The following is an 18664-nucleotide window of genomic DNA, read 5'->3' as shown; positions in this document are numbered from 1 at the left end:
TTCAGGGTGTAACCTTGAAACAAATGCTTAATATTCCCTGATAGCTCAGTTGGTAGAGCACTCGACTGTTAATCGAGTTGTCACAGGTTCGAGTCCTGTTCGGGGAGCCATATGGAGAGGTGTCCGAGTTGGCCGAAGGAGCACGATTGGAAATCGTGTAGGCGCCAAAAGCGTCTCGAGGGTTCGAATCCCTCTCTCTCCGCCATAATTGATTTGTAGCATGGCCCGTTGGTCAAGGGGTTAAGACACCTCCCTTTCACGGAGGTAACAGGGGTTCGAATCCCCTACGGGTCATAAAAATATCATAAAAGGGATTGCAATAAAAAGTTCATTATGGTATAATATGAGAAGTGCTTAATTGTGGAGGCTTAGCTCAGCTGGGAGAGCATCTGCCTTACAAGCAGAGGGTCGGGGGTTCGAGCCCCTCAGCCTCCACCATTTGAAAAATAAATATTTATTACTGTCGCGGGGTGGAGCAGTTCGGTAGCTCGTCGGGCTCATAACCCGAAGGTCGCAGGTTCAAATCCTGCCCCCGCAACCAATTAAAATTTATTATGGAACTGTGGTGTAGAGGCCTAACATGCCTGCCTGTCACGCAGGAGATCGCGGGTTCGAATCCCGTCAGTTCCGCCATTAGTAATACAACGTTTAATGATGAGTCTTAGAATAAGGCTCGGTAGCTCAGTCGGTAGAGCAGAGGACTGAAAATCCTCGTGTCGGCGGTTCGATTCCGTCCCGAGCCACTTTTAATTGAATATTTTATGTGCCGGTGTAGCTCAACTGGTAGAGCAACTGACTTGTAATCAGTAGGTTGGGGGTTCAAGTCCTCTCGCCGGCACCATTTTTGGAGGATTAGCGAAGTGGCCAAACGCATCAGACTGTAAATCTGCTCCCTTACGGGTTCGGTGGTTCGAATCCATCATCCTCCACCAGTTTTATAGGGGCATAGTTTAAAGGTAGAACAACGGTCTCCAAAACCGTTGGTGTGGGTTCAATTCCTGCTGCCCCTGCCAATCATTCATTACTTGCGGCGGTCGTGGCGAAGTGGTTAACGCACCGGACTGTGACTCCGGCATTCGTGGGTTCAAGCCCCATCGGCCGCCCTTTACTTATTGGGGATTAGCCAAGCGGTAAGGCAACGGACTTTGACTCCGTCATGCATAGGTTCAAATCCTATATCCCCAGCCATCATTATGCGGACGTGGCTCAGCGGTAGAGCATCGCCTTGCCAAGGCGAGGGTCGCGGGTTCGATTCCCGTCGTCCGCTTTGTTACACTCTGGCGCCATAGCCAAGTGGTAAGGCAAAGCTCTGCAAAAGCTTTATTCCCCAGTTCAAATCTGGGTGGCGCCTCCATAATTGAATACGCCGGCGTGGCGGAATGGCAGACGCGCTCGACTCAAAATCGAGTGGGAAACCGTGGAGGTTCGAGTCCTCTCGCCGGTATTAACTAAAAGAGTTCATTAGAGACATTTTCTAGTGAGCTTTTTTTATTCGAGTTTTAGTGCCTCACTCATTGTTTGAGCTGAAGATACTTTCGAGTTGTATTCCATAATCACTGTGACCCGGCCATTCCTGAACTTCTTTCATGCTTACCCCTAATACATCTACATAAATATACTCCAGGTATTCAAGACAATAAGAATTGTCAGAAGATAGGATTCCTGTTATTCCTTCATACGAATCAGAAGCTCATAGAACGTGTCCACCAGTGGCAGTATACGGCGACTGGCTTTATTCTTGGTTCGATCCTTTTCAATTTCAATATATCTACCATTCAAATTGCCCGATGTGGCGGTATGTTTAATATTAATAGTCCAATTCAATAAATCAATAGCCGACCATTTTAATCCTACGACCTTGCTTCGGCTTAGCCCATAAAAGGCAGCCAGGATAACGAAAAGCTCAATTCTTTCGCCTCGGATTACTGCGAGGAGTTGATTCAGCTCCTCGGCATTGTAGAAGCTCACGACGTAATTGTTCTTTTTTGGGCTTTCAACTAAGTCAGGGAGATTCGCCACAATCGGCTTTATTTTCACGGCATACTGAAGGGCTCTGCAAATGTTCGCGTGGTAATGAATAACGGTATTGGCGCTGACACCTTGCACATTCATTTCATGGGTATACAAGGTCTGAAAATCTTCTGTAGTTAAATCATCAAGCAATACATCCCTTTCTCTCGGAAAAAGGATCTACGTGGCCTTTTACAGTGTCGGAATAGGAGATATAGGAGATAAGCCCGATACTGTTTTTCATCATCTCTAGCCATTGAAGCATAAAGTCTGCGAACAGCCTTTTGCTATTACCGGATGGAGTAGCCGCTTTTACTCTTACAGCATATCTTCGTTTTCAACCGCGAGTGCTTGTCCTTCCATATGATAATTCTTCCTGGCTTCCTGAAGCAAGATTTCGGCTCTTTTCTTGGTTCCTTTTATCTTAAGCCCCGTAGGGATCCATTTTGGTTATCGTTTACCATTCTTATCTTTACAGTTAGGCGGATGTCCCGTTGCGCTTTCTCCTCTTCCAACAACTCCAGAGGGTGAACCCGATCCTTTTTCAAATACCGGTTGGGCTTCCGAATGGATTTGCTACAAAAGTGGTAGCTGAATCCGCCGATGGATTGCTTTAGCGCCCAGAAGGTGCATTTTATTTTGAACCGGGCGGTATAAAGTTCGATGATCTAAGTCGCCTCCAGTGTCAGATCGGTGCTGGCTAGAATGGAGCATCGCCTGTTCGGATTCACCAGCAAAAACCACAGTTTTTGGTATACTCTTTGGCCCCATACCATATCCAGACACAGGTAATTGACGGATTATTCTTTGCCATACATGCTCACGATAGCGTACTCAAACGCGGCGATACGGCTTTAAAACAGCTCGGCCAAGCACCACCTTTGTCCTCTTTTTACGGTAGCGCCCCCGGTCTGTGGCAGGTGTACCATGACGTTCATAGGCAACGGTATTGGACTTGGCTTCGGTTACCAGATCCATCCGGGTGCTGCCGAATTGGTTCCATTGTTCAACCCCCGCAAAGCAGGATTGATCAGAGGTAGGCAAAACCATTTCCAGGACGTGCCCTAGTCAAAACACAGCATGAGGCCGATGACAATGACAACAAACCCATGAAAAGCGCCTCCAAAATTGCGTCACATTCAACACAATTGATATTGATTATCAATATCAATTGTGTTAATATGATTTTGTTCACTAGTGAACAAAAAATAATCTAATGGTGACACTGAACTTGATCTGCAACTACTACAAGAGAGGGGAGATTGGGAAATTGGAGTTTCAAAATCATTTTAAAGGTCATCTTTACGAGCAATATATTAAAATGCTACATCTGAATGAGCTGTATACTGAACAAGAATTTAACTCGTTTCGGCAACAGGCCAGAAAGTATGAGATTGACATGCTCTCCAACAATATTACTAGTGTACACGTTATTGATTGCATTGGTGATTATGAACCGATAAATCATACCGGGATTGTGGAGAAGATGGGGTTGTCCAAAGCTAGCATTACTAAAATTAGTGCAAAGCTGCTGGAAATGGGCTTCATTATGAGAAGTCAACTGAACAGCAATCGTAAGGAGATTTACTTTAGTTTAACGGATAAGGGAAGACACGTTTATCATTTGCATAAAGAACTGCACAAAGAAAAAGAAGAAAGGTTTTACCAATTCATTGAATCCTATTCAGAGGTTGAACTGCAGACTATTGGAAAATTTATGAGTGATTTGGTGGCGCGTGCCGAAGAATACTCCGAAGGGAAGTTTACGATAAATGACGACATTAAAGATTGAGGAATTAAGATCCAAGATTGAAGGGAAAGAAATTTTAAAAGGGCTCACAATGGAGATTCATGGCGGAGAGATTCATGCGATTATGGGGCCTAATGGGACGGGAAAAAGTACATTGGCTTCAGCTTTAATGGGCCATCCCAAATATGAGGTTACTGGCGGTAAGGTGACATTGGACAATGAAGACCTTCTGGAGATGGAGGTGGATGAGCGTGCCCAGGCAGGCTTGTTCCTCGCTATGCAATACCCAAGTGAAATTGCTGGCGTGACCAACTCGGACTTTCTCAGAAGTGCCATCAATGCACGGCGTGAAGAAGGCGATGAGATATCCTTAATCCGTTTTATCCGTGAAATGGAGAGCAAAATGAAGGGGCTGGAGATGAACCCGGAATTTGTGCATCGTTATTTGAATGAGGGATTCTCTGGCGGTGAAAAAAAGCGGAATGAGATTTTGCAAATGATGCTACTTGAACCCAAGTTTGTGATCCTGGATGAAGTGGACTCAGGGCTTGATATTGATGCACTGCGTATTGTGGCCAATGGCGTAAATGAGATGCGCAGCCCGGATAGAGGCTTTTTAATCATCACCCATTATCAACGACTGTTGAATTATATTACCCCGGATTTTGTGCATGTCATGATGCAAGGCCGGATAGTTAAATCTGGCGGTCCGGAGCTTGCACACCGTTTGGAGGCTGAAGGGTACGATTGGGTGAAGGAGGAACTTGGGATTACGGATGAGACGGTAAGGGAAGCTTAAAAGCCGGAGAGGAGGAACAGCACGTGGATATACAAGCTAGAGTTTCAATGAATGTGGACGATTTACGCGCATGGTCAAGCGCTAAGAATGAACCTCGTTGGCTGATTGAACGCCGCGTTCACGCACTCGAACTGGTAGGGACGCTGGAGTTGCCTAAAGTGGAGAAAATCAATCTCGAAAAATGGGATATCTACGAAAGTGGAGATTACAAAGCCGAGAATGCGTGGTCTAGTTTGGAGGAAGCGCCGGAGGTTGTTCGAGGTTTGGTTGCTTCTCCGGTGAAAGGCGGACTAATCGTTCAGTTCAACTCGGATGTAGTGTATACGAAATTGTCCGAGAGCTTAGCCGCCCAGGGAGTCATTTTAACGGATTTGCATACTGCGGCAAAAGAGCATGAGGAGCTGGTTCAACGTTTTCTCTTTCAGGCAGTAAAGCCAGAAGAACATCGTTTATCTGCTGCACACAGTGCCTTATGGAGTGGTGGCGTTTTTCTATATGTCCCAGACGGTGTAGAGGTTGAAGCACCTATTCAAGCGATCTTTCTTAACGATACAAGCGGTGTGTGTTTTGCTCCTCACGTCTTAATTGTGGCAGGGAGCAACAGCAAGATCACTTATGTGGATAATTGTGTATCGAGTGGTGATGATGTCAAGGTATTGCATAACGGTGTGACGGAGGTCTTCGCGGGGGCGGGCTCAAAGGTGCAAGTAGCTTCGGTTCATCAGCTTGCTGCAACTACAACAGATTTCACCCAGCGACGGGCGGTCGTTCTTGCTGATGGGGGTGTGGAATGGATTATCGGTGAGATGAACAATGGTTATACCGCCAGCGATACCAAGACTTTGCTACAAGGCAACGGGGCGGTCTCCGACAATAAGGTGATTGCTATTGGCACGGGCAATCAAAAATCGAGCTATACAACTCAAGCTCAGCATTTTGGCAGAAGCTCGGTAAGCCAGATGATTACGCGTGCAGTCATGCTTGAAGAAGCTACGGCCATTATCAACGGCATTACAAAGATTGAAAAAGGTGCAACCCATTGTGATGGTCAGCAAACAGAACGCGTGCTTATGCTAAGTCCTAAAGCTCGCGGCGATGCCAATCCGATCCTGCTGATAGATGAGGATGATGTAACCGCGGGTCATGCTGCATCCGTGGGGCAAGTAAATGCAGAGCAAATCTATTATCTGATGTCGCGCGGGATATCACGGAGTGAAGCCGAACATCTTGTTATTTTCGGATTTCTCGCTCCTGTCATTTCGGAGATCCCGCTGGAAGGTGTTCGCAGTCGCCTAAAAGATTTAGTAGAAAGCAAGCTCGGCAGATCATAGCAAATCAAAATGAATCTTGAAAGGTTAAAAAGGAGTGATACTAATGGCTAAAAAAGCACCAGATATGGGCGAATATAAATATGGGTTTCGCGACAAGCACCAGTCTATTTTTCAATCTGGAAAAGGTCTGACGGAAGAGATTGTCCGGGAAATTTCCCGAATCAAGGAAGAGCCGGAGTGGATGCTCAATTTTCGGTTGAAAGCTTTGAAACAATTCTACAAAATGCCGATGCCTGAATGGGGAGCGGATTTGACCGGGCTAAATCTTGATGACATCCAGTATTACGTTCGCCCTTCTGAAAAACAGGGAAAGACCTGGGAGGAGGTTCCTTCCGAGATCAAAGCAACCTTTGACAGGCTGGGAATCCCTGAAGCGGAGCAAAAGTTCCTGGCGGGCGTATCCGCTCAATATGAGTCGGAAGTAGTTTATCACAGCATGCGGAAAGAACTGGAGGATCAGGGCGTTATTTTCCTTGATACGGATAGTGCATTAAAGCAATACCCCGAAGTGTTTAAGCAACATTTTGGGACGATCATCCCTCCCGCCGACAATAAATTTGCGGCGCTTAATAGTGCGGTTTGGTCAGGCGGTAGCTTTGTATACATTCCGAAGGGTGTTCAGTGCGAGGTTCCTATACAAGGTTATTTCCGTATTAATTCTGAAAATATGGGTCAATTCGAGCGGACATTAATTATTGCCGAAGAGGGTAGCTTTGTCCATTATGTTGAAGGATGTACAGCACCTATTTATAGTACCAGTTCTCTGCATAGTGGAGTTATTGAAATTATTTGCCGGAAAGATTCCCGTGTCCGTTACACGACCATTCAGAATTGGGCTCCTAATATCTACAACTTGGTAACCCAAAGGGCTGTGGCAGAAGAAAATGCCACAATGGAATGGGTGGACGGCAACATCGGCTCCAAGGTAACAATGAAGTATCCGGCAGTATTATTGAAAGGACGGGGAGCCAAGGGGTCCATCCTGTCTATTGCCGTAGCCGGTAAAGATCAGCATCAAGATGCTGGCGCGAAGGTAATTCACCTTGCTCCCGAGACAACATCTACGATTATATCCAAATCCATCAGCAAGCAGGGCGGAAAAGTAAACTACCGAGGGTTGTCCAGCTTCAGCCGCGATTCCGCAGGGTCCAAGTCCAATATTAAGTGCGATACGTTGATATTGGACAACATGTCAACATCAGATACGATTCCGTACAATGAAATTAAAAACGATCAGATTACTTTGGAGCACGAGGCAACAGTATCCAAAGTGTCCGAGGAACAATTGTTTTACTTAATGAGCCGCGGGCTTACAGAACAAGATGCTACACAAATGATTGTAATGGGCTTTATTGAACCGTTTACCAAAGAATTGCCAATGGAATATGCCGTTGAAATGAATCGGTTGATTCAATTTGAGATGGAAGGAAGCATCGGTTGATTCATTAATTTAATAGATCAAACCTTTATCATTCTTTAAAGAAGTGCGAGGTGCTAGTAATGAAGAAAAATAATTCGGACGATTCAGAACTAGCTCAAATTACCCGAGAGATACGAAAACTTCAGTTCTGCTTCAATATGCTGTCAGGATTGAGCGCAAGTTGTGGTGTGATGATACCTTTAGACTCTATTCATACGCTTATAAGGGAACTTTCGGATCAACAGGTCACTCTTAGGCAAAAAGCAAAGGATCACTCAGACGATCTAGGGTGAAAAAAGGTCTGAATTGACGGTTGGTAAAACAATGGGAGGAGTTGACATAATGGATGAAAATGGAGTTTTATTCGATGAAGTATCTGAAGTTCTTCTCAAACTACGTCCTTTCTTACTGCGTGACGGTGGAGATGCTGAACTGGTCGAGGTTGAGAACGGTATAGCAAAATTAAGATTTTTGGGAGCTTGCAATGGTTGCCCAAGTGCTACGATTACGTTAAAGGTTGCTATTGAGCGCGCAATTCTTGAGGAAATTGATGATATTAAAGAAGTTGTACAAGTATTCTAAATTCCTTGATACTGAGCAACTGAGTTAGTCCTGTCGCAGACCATAGCTACGGAAGTTGATCCCGCTGCTCAATACCAAAGTACATCGACAGATTACTTTGCGGGTCGAAATCGACGAGCAACACTTTTTTCCTTCATCAAACAAGGTATTAGAAAGATTGTATTCGGTATCGAGTGGGAAACCATGGAGGTTCGAGTCCTCTCGCCGGTATACACAAAAGGATAATAAAATGCTTAAAGGCATTTTATCATCCTTTTTATTATGTATTCATGATTTTGGCAACAAGGTTAACATGGATTTGACCAGGTCTTTAATCTTATAGTAAGATGGTGGTACTGAAAAAACATTTTTAGTTTATTAAGTACAAGAGAAATGAGGATGAATATGCAGGAAAGAATTTTGGAGGCTTTTGTAGATGAAGTTCATGAAAATGGATTGAAATTTACGATGGATGATCTTGCGAAAAGACTCGCTATTAGTAAGCGTACATTGTATGAAAATTTTTCGTCTAAGACGCTTATTTTAGAAACACTTATTGAGCGTACAAATGATGATATGATTCGAAAAACTGAGCAGATTATCGAAAATAATGAGTTATCTTTGTTAGACAAGATTAAGCAGTCGATTAGGGTCATGCCTCTGTATTATAAGTTTTACGATTTAAGAATATTGGACCAGATGAAAAAGTATTATCCTGAGCAATGGAAAAGGGTACATGCCGATTTAAATGACTGGTCTCCGATTAGAACATTAATTCAGGAAGGCATCCGTGAAGGAATTATTGTGAACAAAAATGAGGCTCTGATCATGAAGCTTATTATTGAATCTGTAAATTTAACGCTTGATCAGCGTTTCTTTCTGGATAACAGTGTGACGGTAGAGGAAGCAACTTATTCTATTGTAGATATTTTGTTGTTCGGATTGGTCGAAAAATAAAAAATAGCCTCATCAATATGCTGCATATTTGAAGAGGCCATTTTTTTATATGAAAACTAAGAAAACAATTTTAGTTTCAATTGTTTTTGAAAAAGAATAATGAAGTTTACCTAATGCTGAATAAAGAGATACGGAAAAGGAAGGGTGGAAATATGTCTATACTCACAAGAAATCGAGGAGCAATGCTGTTATTGATGCTTAACATTTTTTTGGCATTCATGGGGATTGGATTGGTTGTCCCTGTGTTACCTAAGTTTATAAGTGAGCTAGGGATGAATGGTTCCTCGATGGGACTGATGGTTGCAGCTTTTGCGTTGACACAGCTTTTGTTATCACCATTGTCAGGAAAGTTGTCTGATCGTTATGGACGTAAAAAGTTGATTGTTTCTGGGATGTTCATCTTCATGTTATCAGAGCTTGTTTTTGGACTGGCGAATTCCATTCCTACCCTGTTCATAGCACGAATCATGGGTGGAGCAGGGGCAGCGTTGCTTACTCCTTCTATTATGGCCTATGTCGCTGACGTGACCTCGTTTGAGGAAAGAGGCAAGGGAATGGGCATGATCAATGCAGCGATCAACACAGGCTTCATAATCGGGCCAGGGATTGGCGGATTGCTTGCCACATATGGAATACGCATTCCCTTTTTTGCGGCAGCAGGAGCTGCGGGAATAGCAGCTATCTTGTCTCTGTTAGTACTGCCTGAGTCTTTAAGCAAGGAAAAGCAACAATATAATAGAGAGCTTCCACGTCAAAAAGAAAATCTTTTGCAGCAATTTGCCAAGTCATATCAATCTCCATATTTCATGGGTTTACTCATTGTATTTGTCGTTGCTTTTGGGTTAGCGAACTTTGAAACAGTATTTGGACTGTTTGTTGACCATAAATATGGTTTTACACCGATGGATATTGCCATCATCATAACGACAGGCTCCATTTTGGGAGCAGTTGTCCAAGCGACTATATTTGGATGGATCATTAATCGTTTTGGAGAGAAAAAAGTAATTCACCTCTGTTTGGCTATTGGGGGCCTGTTCATTTTTCTAACCCTATTTGCTGAACAGTACGTGATGATTATGCTGACGATCTTCATCATTTTTCTGGCTATGGATATCCTTCGTCCGGCAGTAAGCACTTCTCTATCGCGGCAGGCTGGAGATGAGCAAGGCTTTGTGGCAGGCATGAACTCGTCCTATACCAGCTTGGGTAATGTGATTGGACCGCTTGTTGCGGGATTGCTGTTCGATGTTCATATTAATCTGCCTTATATGGTTGCAGCTATAGCGTTACTGGCTTGTCTCGTCCTTTCACTACGTTCCAAGCAAGCGGGTGAGCAACACTCGATAGCCCGTACAGCAGAACAGCGTAGATGAGGATAGCCGCAGGTCTATACTCATCCCCGACTTAGGTCTAGGTTCAAAAACCGTCTGGGGTCCGTTTTGTCAAACGCTAGTTCAGCGTACAATAAGGACATAAGCAAGACACAGTGAAAGGCGGTGAGAGATGATGAGAGTTAACAAAGGGAATGGGTTAGCCATTGTACTGATCGTGTTGGGTTCGATTATGCTGCTCGGTAAGTTTACTCCGTTTTTCGGTCACTTTTTAGGACATCTGATTGGTTACTTAATTCCGATAGCTATGGTGATGCTAGGCTACTACGGTGTGAAAAAAGGAAATGCGCTCTTCGGCTGGATCGTACTCGTACTTGGGGTACTGATTTTGCTTGGCAAACTGTCCTGGCTTCTGGGACCGCTACTGGCAATCGGATTAATCATATTTGGTGTTTCCCTGCTGAGTGACCGTAGAAGACGTTACTGATTTTAGCAGTTTAGCAAGAATTAAGAAAGATTTCAGTAACTAAGTGTTGAATTATGGAATACGAATTGTGAAAGGAGCAGACGCAAATGAGTGTTTTTCGAAGAATGCGCGATATCACGGTAGCGACCTTCAATGAGCATTTGGAACAAAGCCAAGACCCAGTGCAACTGATTGACCAGTTCTTGTATAATACCCGCCAGGAAATTGCCGAAGCGGAAAAACTCCATCAACAGTATGCGATGCATACAAGACAGATGAAGCAGCAGTTGGATCATGCATTGTCCATGCAGACCAAACGGGAGGAACAGGCGCTACTGGCTTTGAAGGCTGATGAAGAACATATCGCGAAGCTGGCCCTTCAGGAGAAAATGCTATATGCAGAAAAAGAAGAGCAGTATAGAGAACTGTGGGAGCAGAGCCGTGAATCACTACGTGAGCTAGAACAACAGCTAGATACATTAAAGACAGAATATCAAACGGTACACAGCAAGCGTCAGTATTATGCGGCACGTGTACAGACGTTGAGACTCCAGCAGCAAATGAACGAACGGGCTGGTACATACGGTGGACGGAATGTTCCCCGAATGTTCAACCGCTTGGAAGACCGGGTAGCCGATATGGAAGCAGAAACGATGAGTCTGCGTGATTTACGTCGGGGTGAGGGCGACCATGCACAGGATGCCCAAGGCGGTGGATCGCTGCTCGAACAAGAGTGGGCGAGACTGAAAAGCAAGCTGAACAACAGCGGGAAGGAGTAATTTGATAATGACCCGAATTTACAGATCAAGCCGGGATAGAGTAATAACAGGTGTATGTGGCGGTCTTTCTGACGCAACAGGAATGGACTCAACATGGATTCGTATTCTGGTTGTGATCAGTTTCTTTATTACAGCAGGAACCACATTTATGATTTATGTGATTGCGGCCCTAGTTATCTCCAAGGAGCCGAGATCTCCTTTCGATGGAGGATTTGGCCCTGACAGCGGACCCTACAATCAACAGGATCCACGCTATTATGGCAGTAACAATACAAGATCGCAGTATGGGCCGGGAACTGGTTACAACCAGGGCGGTGCATATGGCAATTCGAACCCGTTTTTTGGTCAAGATGCCCGCAACTCATCTAAATTTAACACAGGTCAGAACAGTGACCTGGATTCCATGATGGAAGATATCGAGAAAAAGGCAATGAAAAAAGAATTGGCAGAGTTACGCAAAAAAGTAGAGCAATTTGAGAAGGGAGATCGTAAATAATGGGGATCTTTAAAAGAATGAAGGATATGACAAGAGCATCGGTGAATGAAGTGTTGGATAAAGTGGAAGATCCGATTATTATGTTGAATCAATATCTGCGCGATATGGAGGCGGAAATTCACGAGGCTGAGGTAACGGTTGCCAAGCAAATGGCGAATGAACGACGTATGAAACAGCGTTTGGAGGAAGCGGTACGTGTATCCAATGAGCGTGAGAAACAAGCTGAATCCGCATTGCGAAATGGTCAGGAAGAAGTAGCGCGCAAGTTGTTGGGAGAGAAGATTTATTTTGTGCAGAAGCAGGACGAATACCGCGACTTGCATACACAAGCTGAGCTTCAAGCAAAAGAATTGGTACAGCAGCTTCACGACATGAAAGATGAATTCTATAAAATGCGCAACAAGCGCAATGAGTTGGTATCCCGTGCTCAAATGGCGAAAGCTAAAAAGCAAATGTCTCAAATCAATAGTTTGCACACGATTGAAAGTGGGTCTGCTTCACTGGGCTTCCACCGTATGGAAGAAAAAATCATGCAAATGGAAGCTGAAGCTGACGTACTGCGTGCTCCTTACCGTCAAGCTCCAGGAGAAGCATATGTTAATCCGGCTGAGGCTGAAAAACAGTTTAAAGTGGATGAGCAGCTTCAACAGCTTAAGTCCAAAATTCAGACAGGTGCTAAACCAGTCGATATGAAGAAGGACTGACTACTCGGAAACAAGACATTATGATATGCTGTATGGAATGGACATTGGTCGATGATCGTGCCTAATCTGTATGGTTCAGGAAAGCCATATGGCGGAATGTTGCGCCACTATGGCTTTTCCGTCCTGTATAAACAAAAAGGGGGTGCAGCATGGAGAGAAGAAAATCGGCCTTGGCACTGGCAGGGATTGGCATCGGGATTATCATTTTATTCGGTCAGTGGATTGGGTTCCTCTCCGTGGTTGCACTGATCCTAATGTTGGCCGGAATATATAAGATCCGCAATTCCAAAATCAAAAAGGGCTACACGATGCTCGCGATGGGTGCTGGACTGTTAGTACTGGATCATTTGTTCCTGTTTGTGGTAGTTACACTAGCATCATTAGCTGTATTCTATTCACGTTCAAGGAAGCTGCATAAAGGTCAAAGCTCCATATTCAAGCACAATTTTATATCCAATCATAAATGGGATGAAGTGCCTTGGAGCCTGCGCAGCACAAGCATATGGCATGTGGTTGGGGACGTGGACGCCGACCTGACGTTGGCTCTCCCAGAGGAACGTGAGCCCGTTATATTTTTACAGGGGATCTTCGGTGACATTGACATCACCTTACCGGATAATTACGGTGTAGAGGTGGAGATGTTCATATTGTTCGGACAGATTCAGTTTGACCGGGATCATGAGGCGGGGATGCTCAATCGACTGGTTTGGAAGTCTCCCCATTTTGAGCAGAGTGAGTATAAAGTGAAGTTTGTCGTTTCGTACTTGGCGGGCGATGTCCGCGTCCGATTTTATTGAATCAGGAGGAGCCGGGATGAATCATAAAAAAACGTCCAACATGGTAACCCGCAGTATGGGTGAAGGTATCCTCCTGTGTGTTGTTGTGGGCGTAGTTGTCTTTTATATGCTGTATACATATGGATATGTGAAGTCGTTCCCAACCTGGGGAATGATATTGAAAGTTGCAGGAGCCGTTATATTGGTGTTGATTGGTACAGGGGCAATGTACGGATTTTATGAAAGCTACCGCTTTAAAAGCAGACTGGAAATGTTGAGAGAGACGTTGCTGATGTGGGAAAAGGGAACGCCAGCACGTGAGTTGCCGCCCCTAGGGCATGATGAGCTTGGCAGGCTGGGTGAGCAGCTGGAACGGATTGGGCGTAAATGGCAGGAACAAGTTACGTCTTTACAACGCTTATCTACGGATAATGCTCAGCTGGCAGAACAGGCACGGATGACTGCGATTGTGGAGGAGCGGCAGCGGCTGGCCAGAGAGTTGCATGACGCCGTATCACAGCAATTATTTGCTATTTCAATGACGGCAACGGCTGTGGGGAGGACACTGGATAAGGATTTTGATAAAGCGCAGCGTCAAGTTGCGCTAATTGAAGAAATGTCTTCCGTGGCACAATCCGAAATGCGGGCGTTACTACTTCATCTGCGGCCTGTCTATCTGGAAGGGAAACGGCTTGAGCAGGGTTTGCGTGATTTGGTACAAGAGTTGCAGGCAAAGGTACCGATGGAGATTGATTTTGAGATTGAAAGCGGAGTACAGTTGGTTAAAGGCATTGAGAACCACTTGTTTCGTATTGTTCAGGAAGCGATGTCTAATACATTGCGTCATGCCAAAGCAACCCGTATGGAAATTCGTATCGTGCAACGTCCAGATTCCATCAGGCTGACGATTCGGGACAACGGTATTGGTTTTGAACTGGATGAGAAAAAGCAGACTTCATATGGATTATCCACAATGCAGGAGCGGGTCAGTGAGATTGGGGGAGCTATTCAGTATATAACGGCTCCGGGAAAAGGAACACGGATCGAGGTGTCCGTGCCAGTTATTAATGATGAAAGCGGAAGGAACGATGATCATGGAAACGGAATTACCGATTAGCGTACTGCTGGTAGACGACCATGAAATGGTACGGATTGGTCTTGCGGCGGTGCTGGGGACGGAAGAAGGTATTGAAGTGGTCGGCGAGGCCGGAAGCGGAGAAGAAGGCATACGGTTGGCTTCTGAATACAAGCCAAATGTGATTTTGATGGATCTAGTCATGGATGGCATGGATGGCATCGAAACGACACGCCAAGTAACTCGCCTGCTTCCAGAGACCAAGGTGATTGTGCTGACGAGTTATTTGGACGATGAGAAAATGTATCCGGTCATTGAGGCAGGGGCATTCAGCTACTTGCTCAAAACGTCTCGTGCTTCCGAGATAGCGGATGCCATCCGTGCAGCTGCACGCGGACAGTCCGTACTAGAGTCACAGGTGGCCTCCAAGATGATGAATCGATTCCGCCAGCCACAGGCTGAGGCACCCGCGCATACGGAGCTGACTGATCGTGAGATGGAGGTGCTTCGCCTGTTGGCACAAGGGAAGTCTAACCAGGATATCGCAGATGAGCTGATTATCGGGATTAAGACGGTAAAATTCCATGTCACGAACCTTCTCGCTAAATTAGGAGTGGAAGACCGTACACAGGCGGCAATCTATGCCTATAAGAACGGATTAGCAGAGTAGAAGTAGAATAAACGAATACAAAGAACCGGAGACGACAATAGTCCTCCGGTTTTTTTGTGTTCCATAACAAGTTGTTTAGATCAGGAGGAATAAAAAGGCGATTAAAGCCAGATCAAGTGCAAGCCCTGCCCCGTATCCATATCCGCCGTACCCACCGCGATAGCCTGTTCTACCATTTCCATAATTACTATAGCCCTTTCCAGCAAAGCCGCCTGCGTCATAAAGAAAGGATGGACTCAGAGGTGCGTTGGGCGGCTTAATTAAGGCATTTAGTTTGGCAGAGCTACGAGCTTTGTTTGTAGGATTCCTTTTTTTCTTTTTAGAGGAATTCTTTTTGGGGGATTGTTTTCCTTTGTTACTGTAGCTCCCGGCATAAAGACTGCCAGGAAAAGAAGGTGGATATCCGTTCAACATCAGCTTGCCTTTGCTACACCCACTTAAGATGCCGATGTGTCGTGTACCATCACGCATAACGGCACAGACCAGACGTCCACCATGAGGTGCCACATTGGCTTCATTTACAGGATAAATCGGAAACATGATTTCACCTCTTTTGGTGTAAGATGCATTGTGATCATAGTCTATTCTTACGGTGCCTACGATGTATGGTCGAACACCCAGTAGGCAGATGAATATTTTAGAAGGGCTTGGCCGTAGTGCTGTGTGTATAAAACCTCTGACAATGGGAATGCTATTGATAGATTCATAGATTTCAATCCAGCCGAAAAAGAAAGTATCCAGAGCGTAGGTGTGGGAATCGGATGGTTGTGGAGCGGGGGGAACGATAATGTTAAAAGCAGAGCTGATTAAAAAGGGGATTATTGTAATTTTGGTATTAGGAACGGTGCTGGTACTAGCTGGCTGGCGTTACGGAACCCTTCAGACAAACCGAAATGACTCCCGCGAGGCAGAAACGGCTTTACGCTCATTGTTAATCATCTCGGATCAGACCCCGGGTACGTTGGATAAGCTGGTTGTGAAGTGGCAAGGCGATTGGATTTCTAACCATGAAGAGCCGGCAGATGTGGCGGCACAGATAGCCGATCAGCTGAATATACCCACAGTAAACAAACTCGTAGAAAATGGACACACGGTTTATCGTTCTGTTCGTCATAGTGAGGATCTAAGAATCCGCTTAAATGTGATGGAACGTCAAACTGGACAATGGTATGTAGTTGTTCAACTGGAGAGTAATAATGCAGGACGTGAGCGGTTGATTCAGCTTCATAAGCTTTGTGCTGAGCAATTAAAATCTATGGGGATTCAAGCGCAGTGGAACACAGCCCTTCAGCGTTCGCTGCATACAAAGGAATCCAAAGATCAACTGTTGAAACTGACAGAGGCGAGCTTAGCAGAGAACATCTCCATGCAGGCCAAAGAAAGATATACGGATGCGACTACTGTGGCTATATCCTATGAAGCTCCAGAGCTGCCGTTAATGATTCAAAGCGGTGAGCATCAGGTCCAGATGCAGATGGCTGTACATGAAGATAGGGAGCAGCAGAATACACGTATAACGCTCGGTTTCCCGCTCATCACGATTGAATACTGACTTATAAGGTAAATTTATGATTCATCGGATAGCTTATCCATGTAGGATATGATAAAATATCATCAAATCTTTAGTTCCATGTTTTTCGAAAATCAAGTATGATCTTGTATAAATATACACAATACTACATGCGGATTTCGGGGATTGTGGATTGCGGAATCTTGACATGGGAAGAATGAGGTACTTCATGGCTGACATACCTGCTAAAGAATCTGTTGTGACGCAAGGCGCAGTTCTGTTTATTTTTGGCGCTACGGGCGATTTGGCTCGTCGCAAGCTTTTTCCTGCTATTTACAGCTTGTACCGCGAAGGCAAGCTTGCTGAAGATTTTGCCGTTATTGGGGTAGCAAGGCGTCCGCGCACAGAGGAAGAATTCCGTAATGACCTGTATGCTTCCATACAGGAGTTTAGTCGCTACAAAGCAGAAAATGATCAAGAATGGCAGGCATTTGCCGAGCATTTTGAATATAAATCGCTGGATATCAACAATGTCGAAGGGTTCCATGAGCTGAGACAGCAGACGGAGTCTATAGAAAGCAAGTTTAACATACCGGGAAATCGGTTGTTTTATTTGGCCTTGGCTCCTGAATTATTCGGAAGCGTGTCGAAGAGCTTGAAAGATGGCGGCATGATGGATGGAAAAGGCTGGAATCGCCTAGTAATTGAGAAGCCATTCGGTTATAACCTCGAATCTGCACAAGAATTGAACGTTGAAATACGAGAAGTATTTGCCGAAGAAGAAATTTATCGGATTGATCACTATCTTGGCAAGGAAATGGTACAAAATATTGAGGTGATTCGCTTTGCGAATGCCTTCTTTGAACCACTGTGGAATAATAAGCATATTGCCAATGTGCAAATTACGCTTAGTGAAACGGTAGGGGTGGAGGAACGAGGAGGTTACTACGACCATTCCGGCGCCTTGCGGGATATGGGACAGAACCATATGTTGCAAATGCTAACGATGATTGCGATGGAGCCACCTAGTCGCTTGTTGCCTGAGGATATCCGTGATGAAAAGGTAAAAGTGCTGCGTTCGCTGCGCCCTTTTGAAACGTCTGAGGATGTGAAAACCAATGTGGTGCGTGGTCAATACACCGAAGGCAGTTATCGCGGTCAGCAGTTGCCGGGGTATCGCCAAGAAGACAAGGTTGATCCACAGTCGAACACAGAGACTTATTTTGCTTCACGCGTGTTTGTTGATAATTTCCGTTGGTCTGGCGTACCGTTCTATATTCGTACGGGCAAACGTCTCCCTGTAAAAACAACGGAGATTGTTGTGGAATTTAAGAGCATGCCAACGAACGTGTACCTCGGTCAAAAGCATAAGCTGGAACCGAACTTGCTCGTGATTCGGGTCAATCCCATGGAGGGCATTTACATTAAAATCAATGCCAAGAAACCTGGTTCGGAATCAGATATTGAGCCACTGGCTATGGATTTTTGCCAAAGCTGTATGGTGGGTATCAACTCACCGGAGGCTTATGAACGGTTGTTGATGGATGCGATTGAGGGTGATTCGACGTACTTCACGCGTTGGGATGAGGTTGCCACGGCATGGGGATTCGTCGATCGAATCGCCAAAGCATGGCAGCAGACCCCGGATACGCTGGAAACCTATGCTGCAGGCTCATGGGGACCGGAAGGTGCTCACAAGCTATTGGAGCAGGATGGCTTCAAGTGGTGGCCGGTTAGCGGTCAGGATGAAGATAATGTCATCTGGCGAGTAGGCGGTGTTCAGTAATCCCGATTTGTCCAGCATCCCCCTATGTCCTGTTCAGGACGTAAGGGGATGCTTTGCGTTCGGAGTGTGCTATAATAGCTTAGTCTCAGGTTTTCAGTTTGCAACTGATTATAAGTTAAAGGCAGGCTAAAACATGTAAATAGATCGTATTTATAATGAATATGGTAACGGAGTACGCCGAATACTGGAGCTAACGGCAATGTAGCCGATAGAGCCGATAAACTTATGAAAACAGGCGTGCAT

19 protein-coding genes and 15 tRNA genes are annotated in these 18664 nt (G+C 45.1%); 31 read left to right on the top strand and 3 right to left on the bottom strand.

From position 1 onward, the window contains the following. The first annotated feature begins 34 nt into the window (after positions 1–34). From MHI21_RS21125 to MHI21_RS21055, 15 genes are all read left to right on the top strand, one after another. Positions 35–110: transfer RNA gene (locus tag MHI21_RS21125), tRNA-Asn, on the top strand. Positions 111–113: 3 nt separating this feature from the next. Beyond that, positions 114–205, top strand: a tRNA-Ser gene (locus MHI21_RS21120). A gap of 17 nt (positions 206–222) precedes the next feature. Further along, positions 223–294 (top strand) — tRNA-Glu (locus tag MHI21_RS21115). 68 nt (positions 295–362) lie between these two features. Then, positions 363–438, top strand: a tRNA-Val gene (locus MHI21_RS21110). 26 nt (positions 439–464) lie between these two features. Continuing rightward, a tRNA-Met gene (locus MHI21_RS21105) sits at positions 465–541 on the top strand. Between the two features lie 15 nt (positions 542–556). Then, positions 557–633, top strand: a tRNA-Asp gene (locus MHI21_RS21100). Between the two features lie 37 nt (positions 634–670). Further along, positions 671–743, top strand: a tRNA-Phe gene (locus MHI21_RS21095). Positions 744–765: 22 nt separating this feature from the next. Then, positions 766–841, top strand: a tRNA-Thr gene (locus MHI21_RS21090). Positions 842–846: 5 nt separating this feature from the next. Then, a tRNA-Tyr gene (locus MHI21_RS21085) sits at positions 847–932 on the top strand. Between the two features lie 7 nt (positions 933–939). Next, a tRNA-Trp gene (locus tag MHI21_RS21080) sits at positions 940–1013 on the top strand. A gap of 17 nt (positions 1014–1030) precedes the next feature. Further along, a tRNA-His gene (locus MHI21_RS21075) sits at positions 1031–1103 on the top strand. Between the two features lie 10 nt (positions 1104–1113). Continuing rightward, positions 1114–1188, top strand: a tRNA-Gln gene (locus tag MHI21_RS21070). A 7-nt stretch (positions 1189–1195) separates the two neighbouring features. Continuing rightward, positions 1196–1267: transfer RNA gene (locus MHI21_RS21065), tRNA-Gly, on the top strand. Between the two features lie 12 nt (positions 1268–1279). Further along, positions 1280–1354 (top strand) — tRNA-Cys (locus MHI21_RS21060). Between the two features lie 11 nt (positions 1355–1365). Beyond that, positions 1366–1444, top strand: a tRNA-Leu gene (locus MHI21_RS21055). Positions 1445–1665: 221 nt separating this feature from the next. Here the strand turns inward: MHI21_RS21055 and MHI21_RS21050 are convergent. Both MHI21_RS21050 and MHI21_RS21045 read right to left on the bottom strand, forming a co-directional pair. Continuing rightward, positions 1666–2163 (bottom strand): hypothetical protein, encoded by a 498-nt coding sequence (locus tag MHI21_RS21050; RefSeq protein ID WP_342418858.1) that lies wholly within the window; start codon positions 2161–2163, stop codon positions 1666–1668. 681 nt (positions 2164–2844) lie between these two features. Then, entirely contained in the window at positions 2845–3060 is a 216-nt protein-coding gene (locus MHI21_RS21045) for a hypothetical protein (RefSeq protein WP_025718898.1), read from the bottom strand. A 220-nt stretch (positions 3061–3280) separates the two neighbouring features. Here MHI21_RS21045 and MHI21_RS21040 point away from each other — a divergent pair, with 220 nt between their 5' ends. From MHI21_RS21040 to MHI21_RS20975, 14 genes are all read left to right on the top strand, one after another. Further along, positions 3281–3802 carry a MarR family transcriptional regulator gene (locus MHI21_RS21040; protein WP_061829906.1) on the top strand — a complete coding sequence of 174 codons (522 nt, stop codon included), beginning with the start codon at positions 3281–3283 and terminating at the stop codon, positions 3800–3802. Then, on the top strand, positions 3783–4559 hold the full coding sequence (gene sufC / locus MHI21_RS21035) for a Fe-S cluster assembly ATPase SufC (RefSeq protein WP_061829905.1): 777 nt from the start codon (positions 3783–3785) through the stop codon (positions 4557–4559). The genes MHI21_RS21040 and sufC overlap by 20 nt, the downstream gene beginning before the upstream one ends. A gap of 47 nt (positions 4560–4606) precedes the next feature. Beyond that, complete coding sequence (sufD, locus tag MHI21_RS21030) at positions 4607–5890, top strand: Fe-S cluster assembly protein SufD (RefSeq protein WP_342420232.1); 1284 nt, start codon at positions 4607–4609, stop codon at positions 5888–5890. 43 nt (positions 5891–5933) lie between these two features. Beyond that, the gene (gene sufB / locus MHI21_RS21025) at positions 5934–7331 is read left to right on the top strand and encodes a Fe-S cluster assembly protein SufB (RefSeq protein ID WP_342418857.1); all 1398 of its coding nucleotides are present in this window, start codon (positions 5934–5936) and stop codon (positions 7329–7331) included. Between the two features lie 321 nt (positions 7332–7652). Further along, complete coding sequence (locus tag MHI21_RS21020; RefSeq protein WP_013373004.1) at positions 7653–7892, top strand: NifU family protein; 240 nt, start codon at positions 7653–7655, stop codon at positions 7890–7892. A 384-nt stretch (positions 7893–8276) separates the two neighbouring features. Next, complete coding sequence (locus MHI21_RS21015) at positions 8277–8828, top strand: TetR/AcrR family transcriptional regulator (protein WP_039272741.1); 552 nt, start codon at positions 8277–8279, stop codon at positions 8826–8828. Between the two features lie 113 nt (positions 8829–8941). Further along, entirely contained in the window at positions 8942–10201 is a 1260-nt protein-coding gene (locus tag MHI21_RS21010) for an MFS transporter (protein ID WP_342418856.1), read from the top strand. Positions 10202–10334: 133 nt separating this feature from the next. After that, entirely contained in the window at positions 10335–10646 is a 312-nt protein-coding gene (locus MHI21_RS21005; protein WP_013311898.1) for a hypothetical protein, read from the top strand. Between the two features lie 86 nt (positions 10647–10732). Further along, complete coding sequence (locus MHI21_RS21000; RefSeq protein ID WP_013311897.1) at positions 10733–11404, top strand: PspA/IM30 family protein; 672 nt, start codon at positions 10733–10735, stop codon at positions 11402–11404. 7 nt (positions 11405–11411) lie between these two features. Then, positions 11412–11900 (top strand): PspC domain-containing protein, encoded by a 489-nt coding sequence (locus MHI21_RS20995; RefSeq protein ID WP_209949687.1) that lies wholly within the window; start codon positions 11412–11414, stop codon positions 11898–11900. After that, positions 11900–12604: a PspA/IM30 family protein gene (locus MHI21_RS20990; protein ID WP_061829898.1), complete on the top strand. Its 705-nt coding sequence runs from the start codon at positions 11900–11902 to the stop codon at positions 12602–12604. The genes MHI21_RS20995 and MHI21_RS20990 overlap by 1 nt, the downstream gene beginning before the upstream one ends. Positions 12605–12753: 149 nt before the next feature. After that, positions 12754–13401, top strand: coding sequence for a cell wall-active antibiotics response protein LiaF (gene liaF, locus MHI21_RS20985; RefSeq protein WP_341163143.1), 648 nt, complete (start codon positions 12754–12756; stop codon positions 13399–13401). A 16-nt stretch (positions 13402–13417) separates the two neighbouring features. Next, the gene (locus tag MHI21_RS20980) at positions 13418–14497 is read left to right on the top strand and encodes a sensor histidine kinase (RefSeq protein ID WP_023990236.1); all 1080 of its coding nucleotides are present in this window, start codon (positions 13418–13420) and stop codon (positions 14495–14497) included. Further along, a complete protein-coding gene (locus tag MHI21_RS20975) occupies positions 14475–15125 on the top strand; it encodes a response regulator transcription factor (RefSeq protein ID WP_013372995.1) in 651 nt (216 codons plus the stop codon). The genes MHI21_RS20980 and MHI21_RS20975 overlap by 23 nt, the downstream gene beginning before the upstream one ends. Before the next feature lie 75 nt (positions 15126–15200). On the opposite strand, the gene MHI21_RS20970 is transcribed toward MHI21_RS20975, so the two are convergent. Then, positions 15201–15665: a hypothetical protein gene (locus MHI21_RS20970; protein ID WP_209949688.1), complete on the bottom strand. Its 465-nt coding sequence runs from the start codon at positions 15663–15665 to the stop codon at positions 15201–15203. Between the two features lie 247 nt (positions 15666–15912). Here MHI21_RS20970 and MHI21_RS20965 point away from each other — a divergent pair, with 247 nt between their 5' ends. Both MHI21_RS20965 and zwf read left to right on the top strand, forming a co-directional pair. Then, positions 15913–16677 carry a YwmB family TATA-box binding protein gene (locus MHI21_RS20965; protein ID WP_342418855.1) on the top strand — a complete coding sequence of 255 codons (765 nt, stop codon included), beginning with the start codon at positions 15913–15915 and terminating at the stop codon, positions 16675–16677. A 187-nt stretch (positions 16678–16864) separates the two neighbouring features. Further along, positions 16865–18421 (top strand): glucose-6-phosphate dehydrogenase, encoded by a 1557-nt coding sequence (gene zwf / locus MHI21_RS20960; RefSeq protein ID WP_209949690.1) that lies wholly within the window; start codon positions 16865–16867, stop codon positions 18419–18421. Positions 18422–18664: the final 243 nt, after the last annotated feature.

This window comes from Paenibacillus sp. FSL H8-0168 (assembly GCF_038592955.1).
GTDB classification, from domain to species: Bacteria; Bacillota; Bacilli; order Paenibacillales; family Paenibacillaceae; genus Paenibacillus; species Paenibacillus polymyxa_B.
Note: the sequence above shows the minus strand (reverse complement) of the source record. Positions and strands in the feature narration are given on the sequence as shown.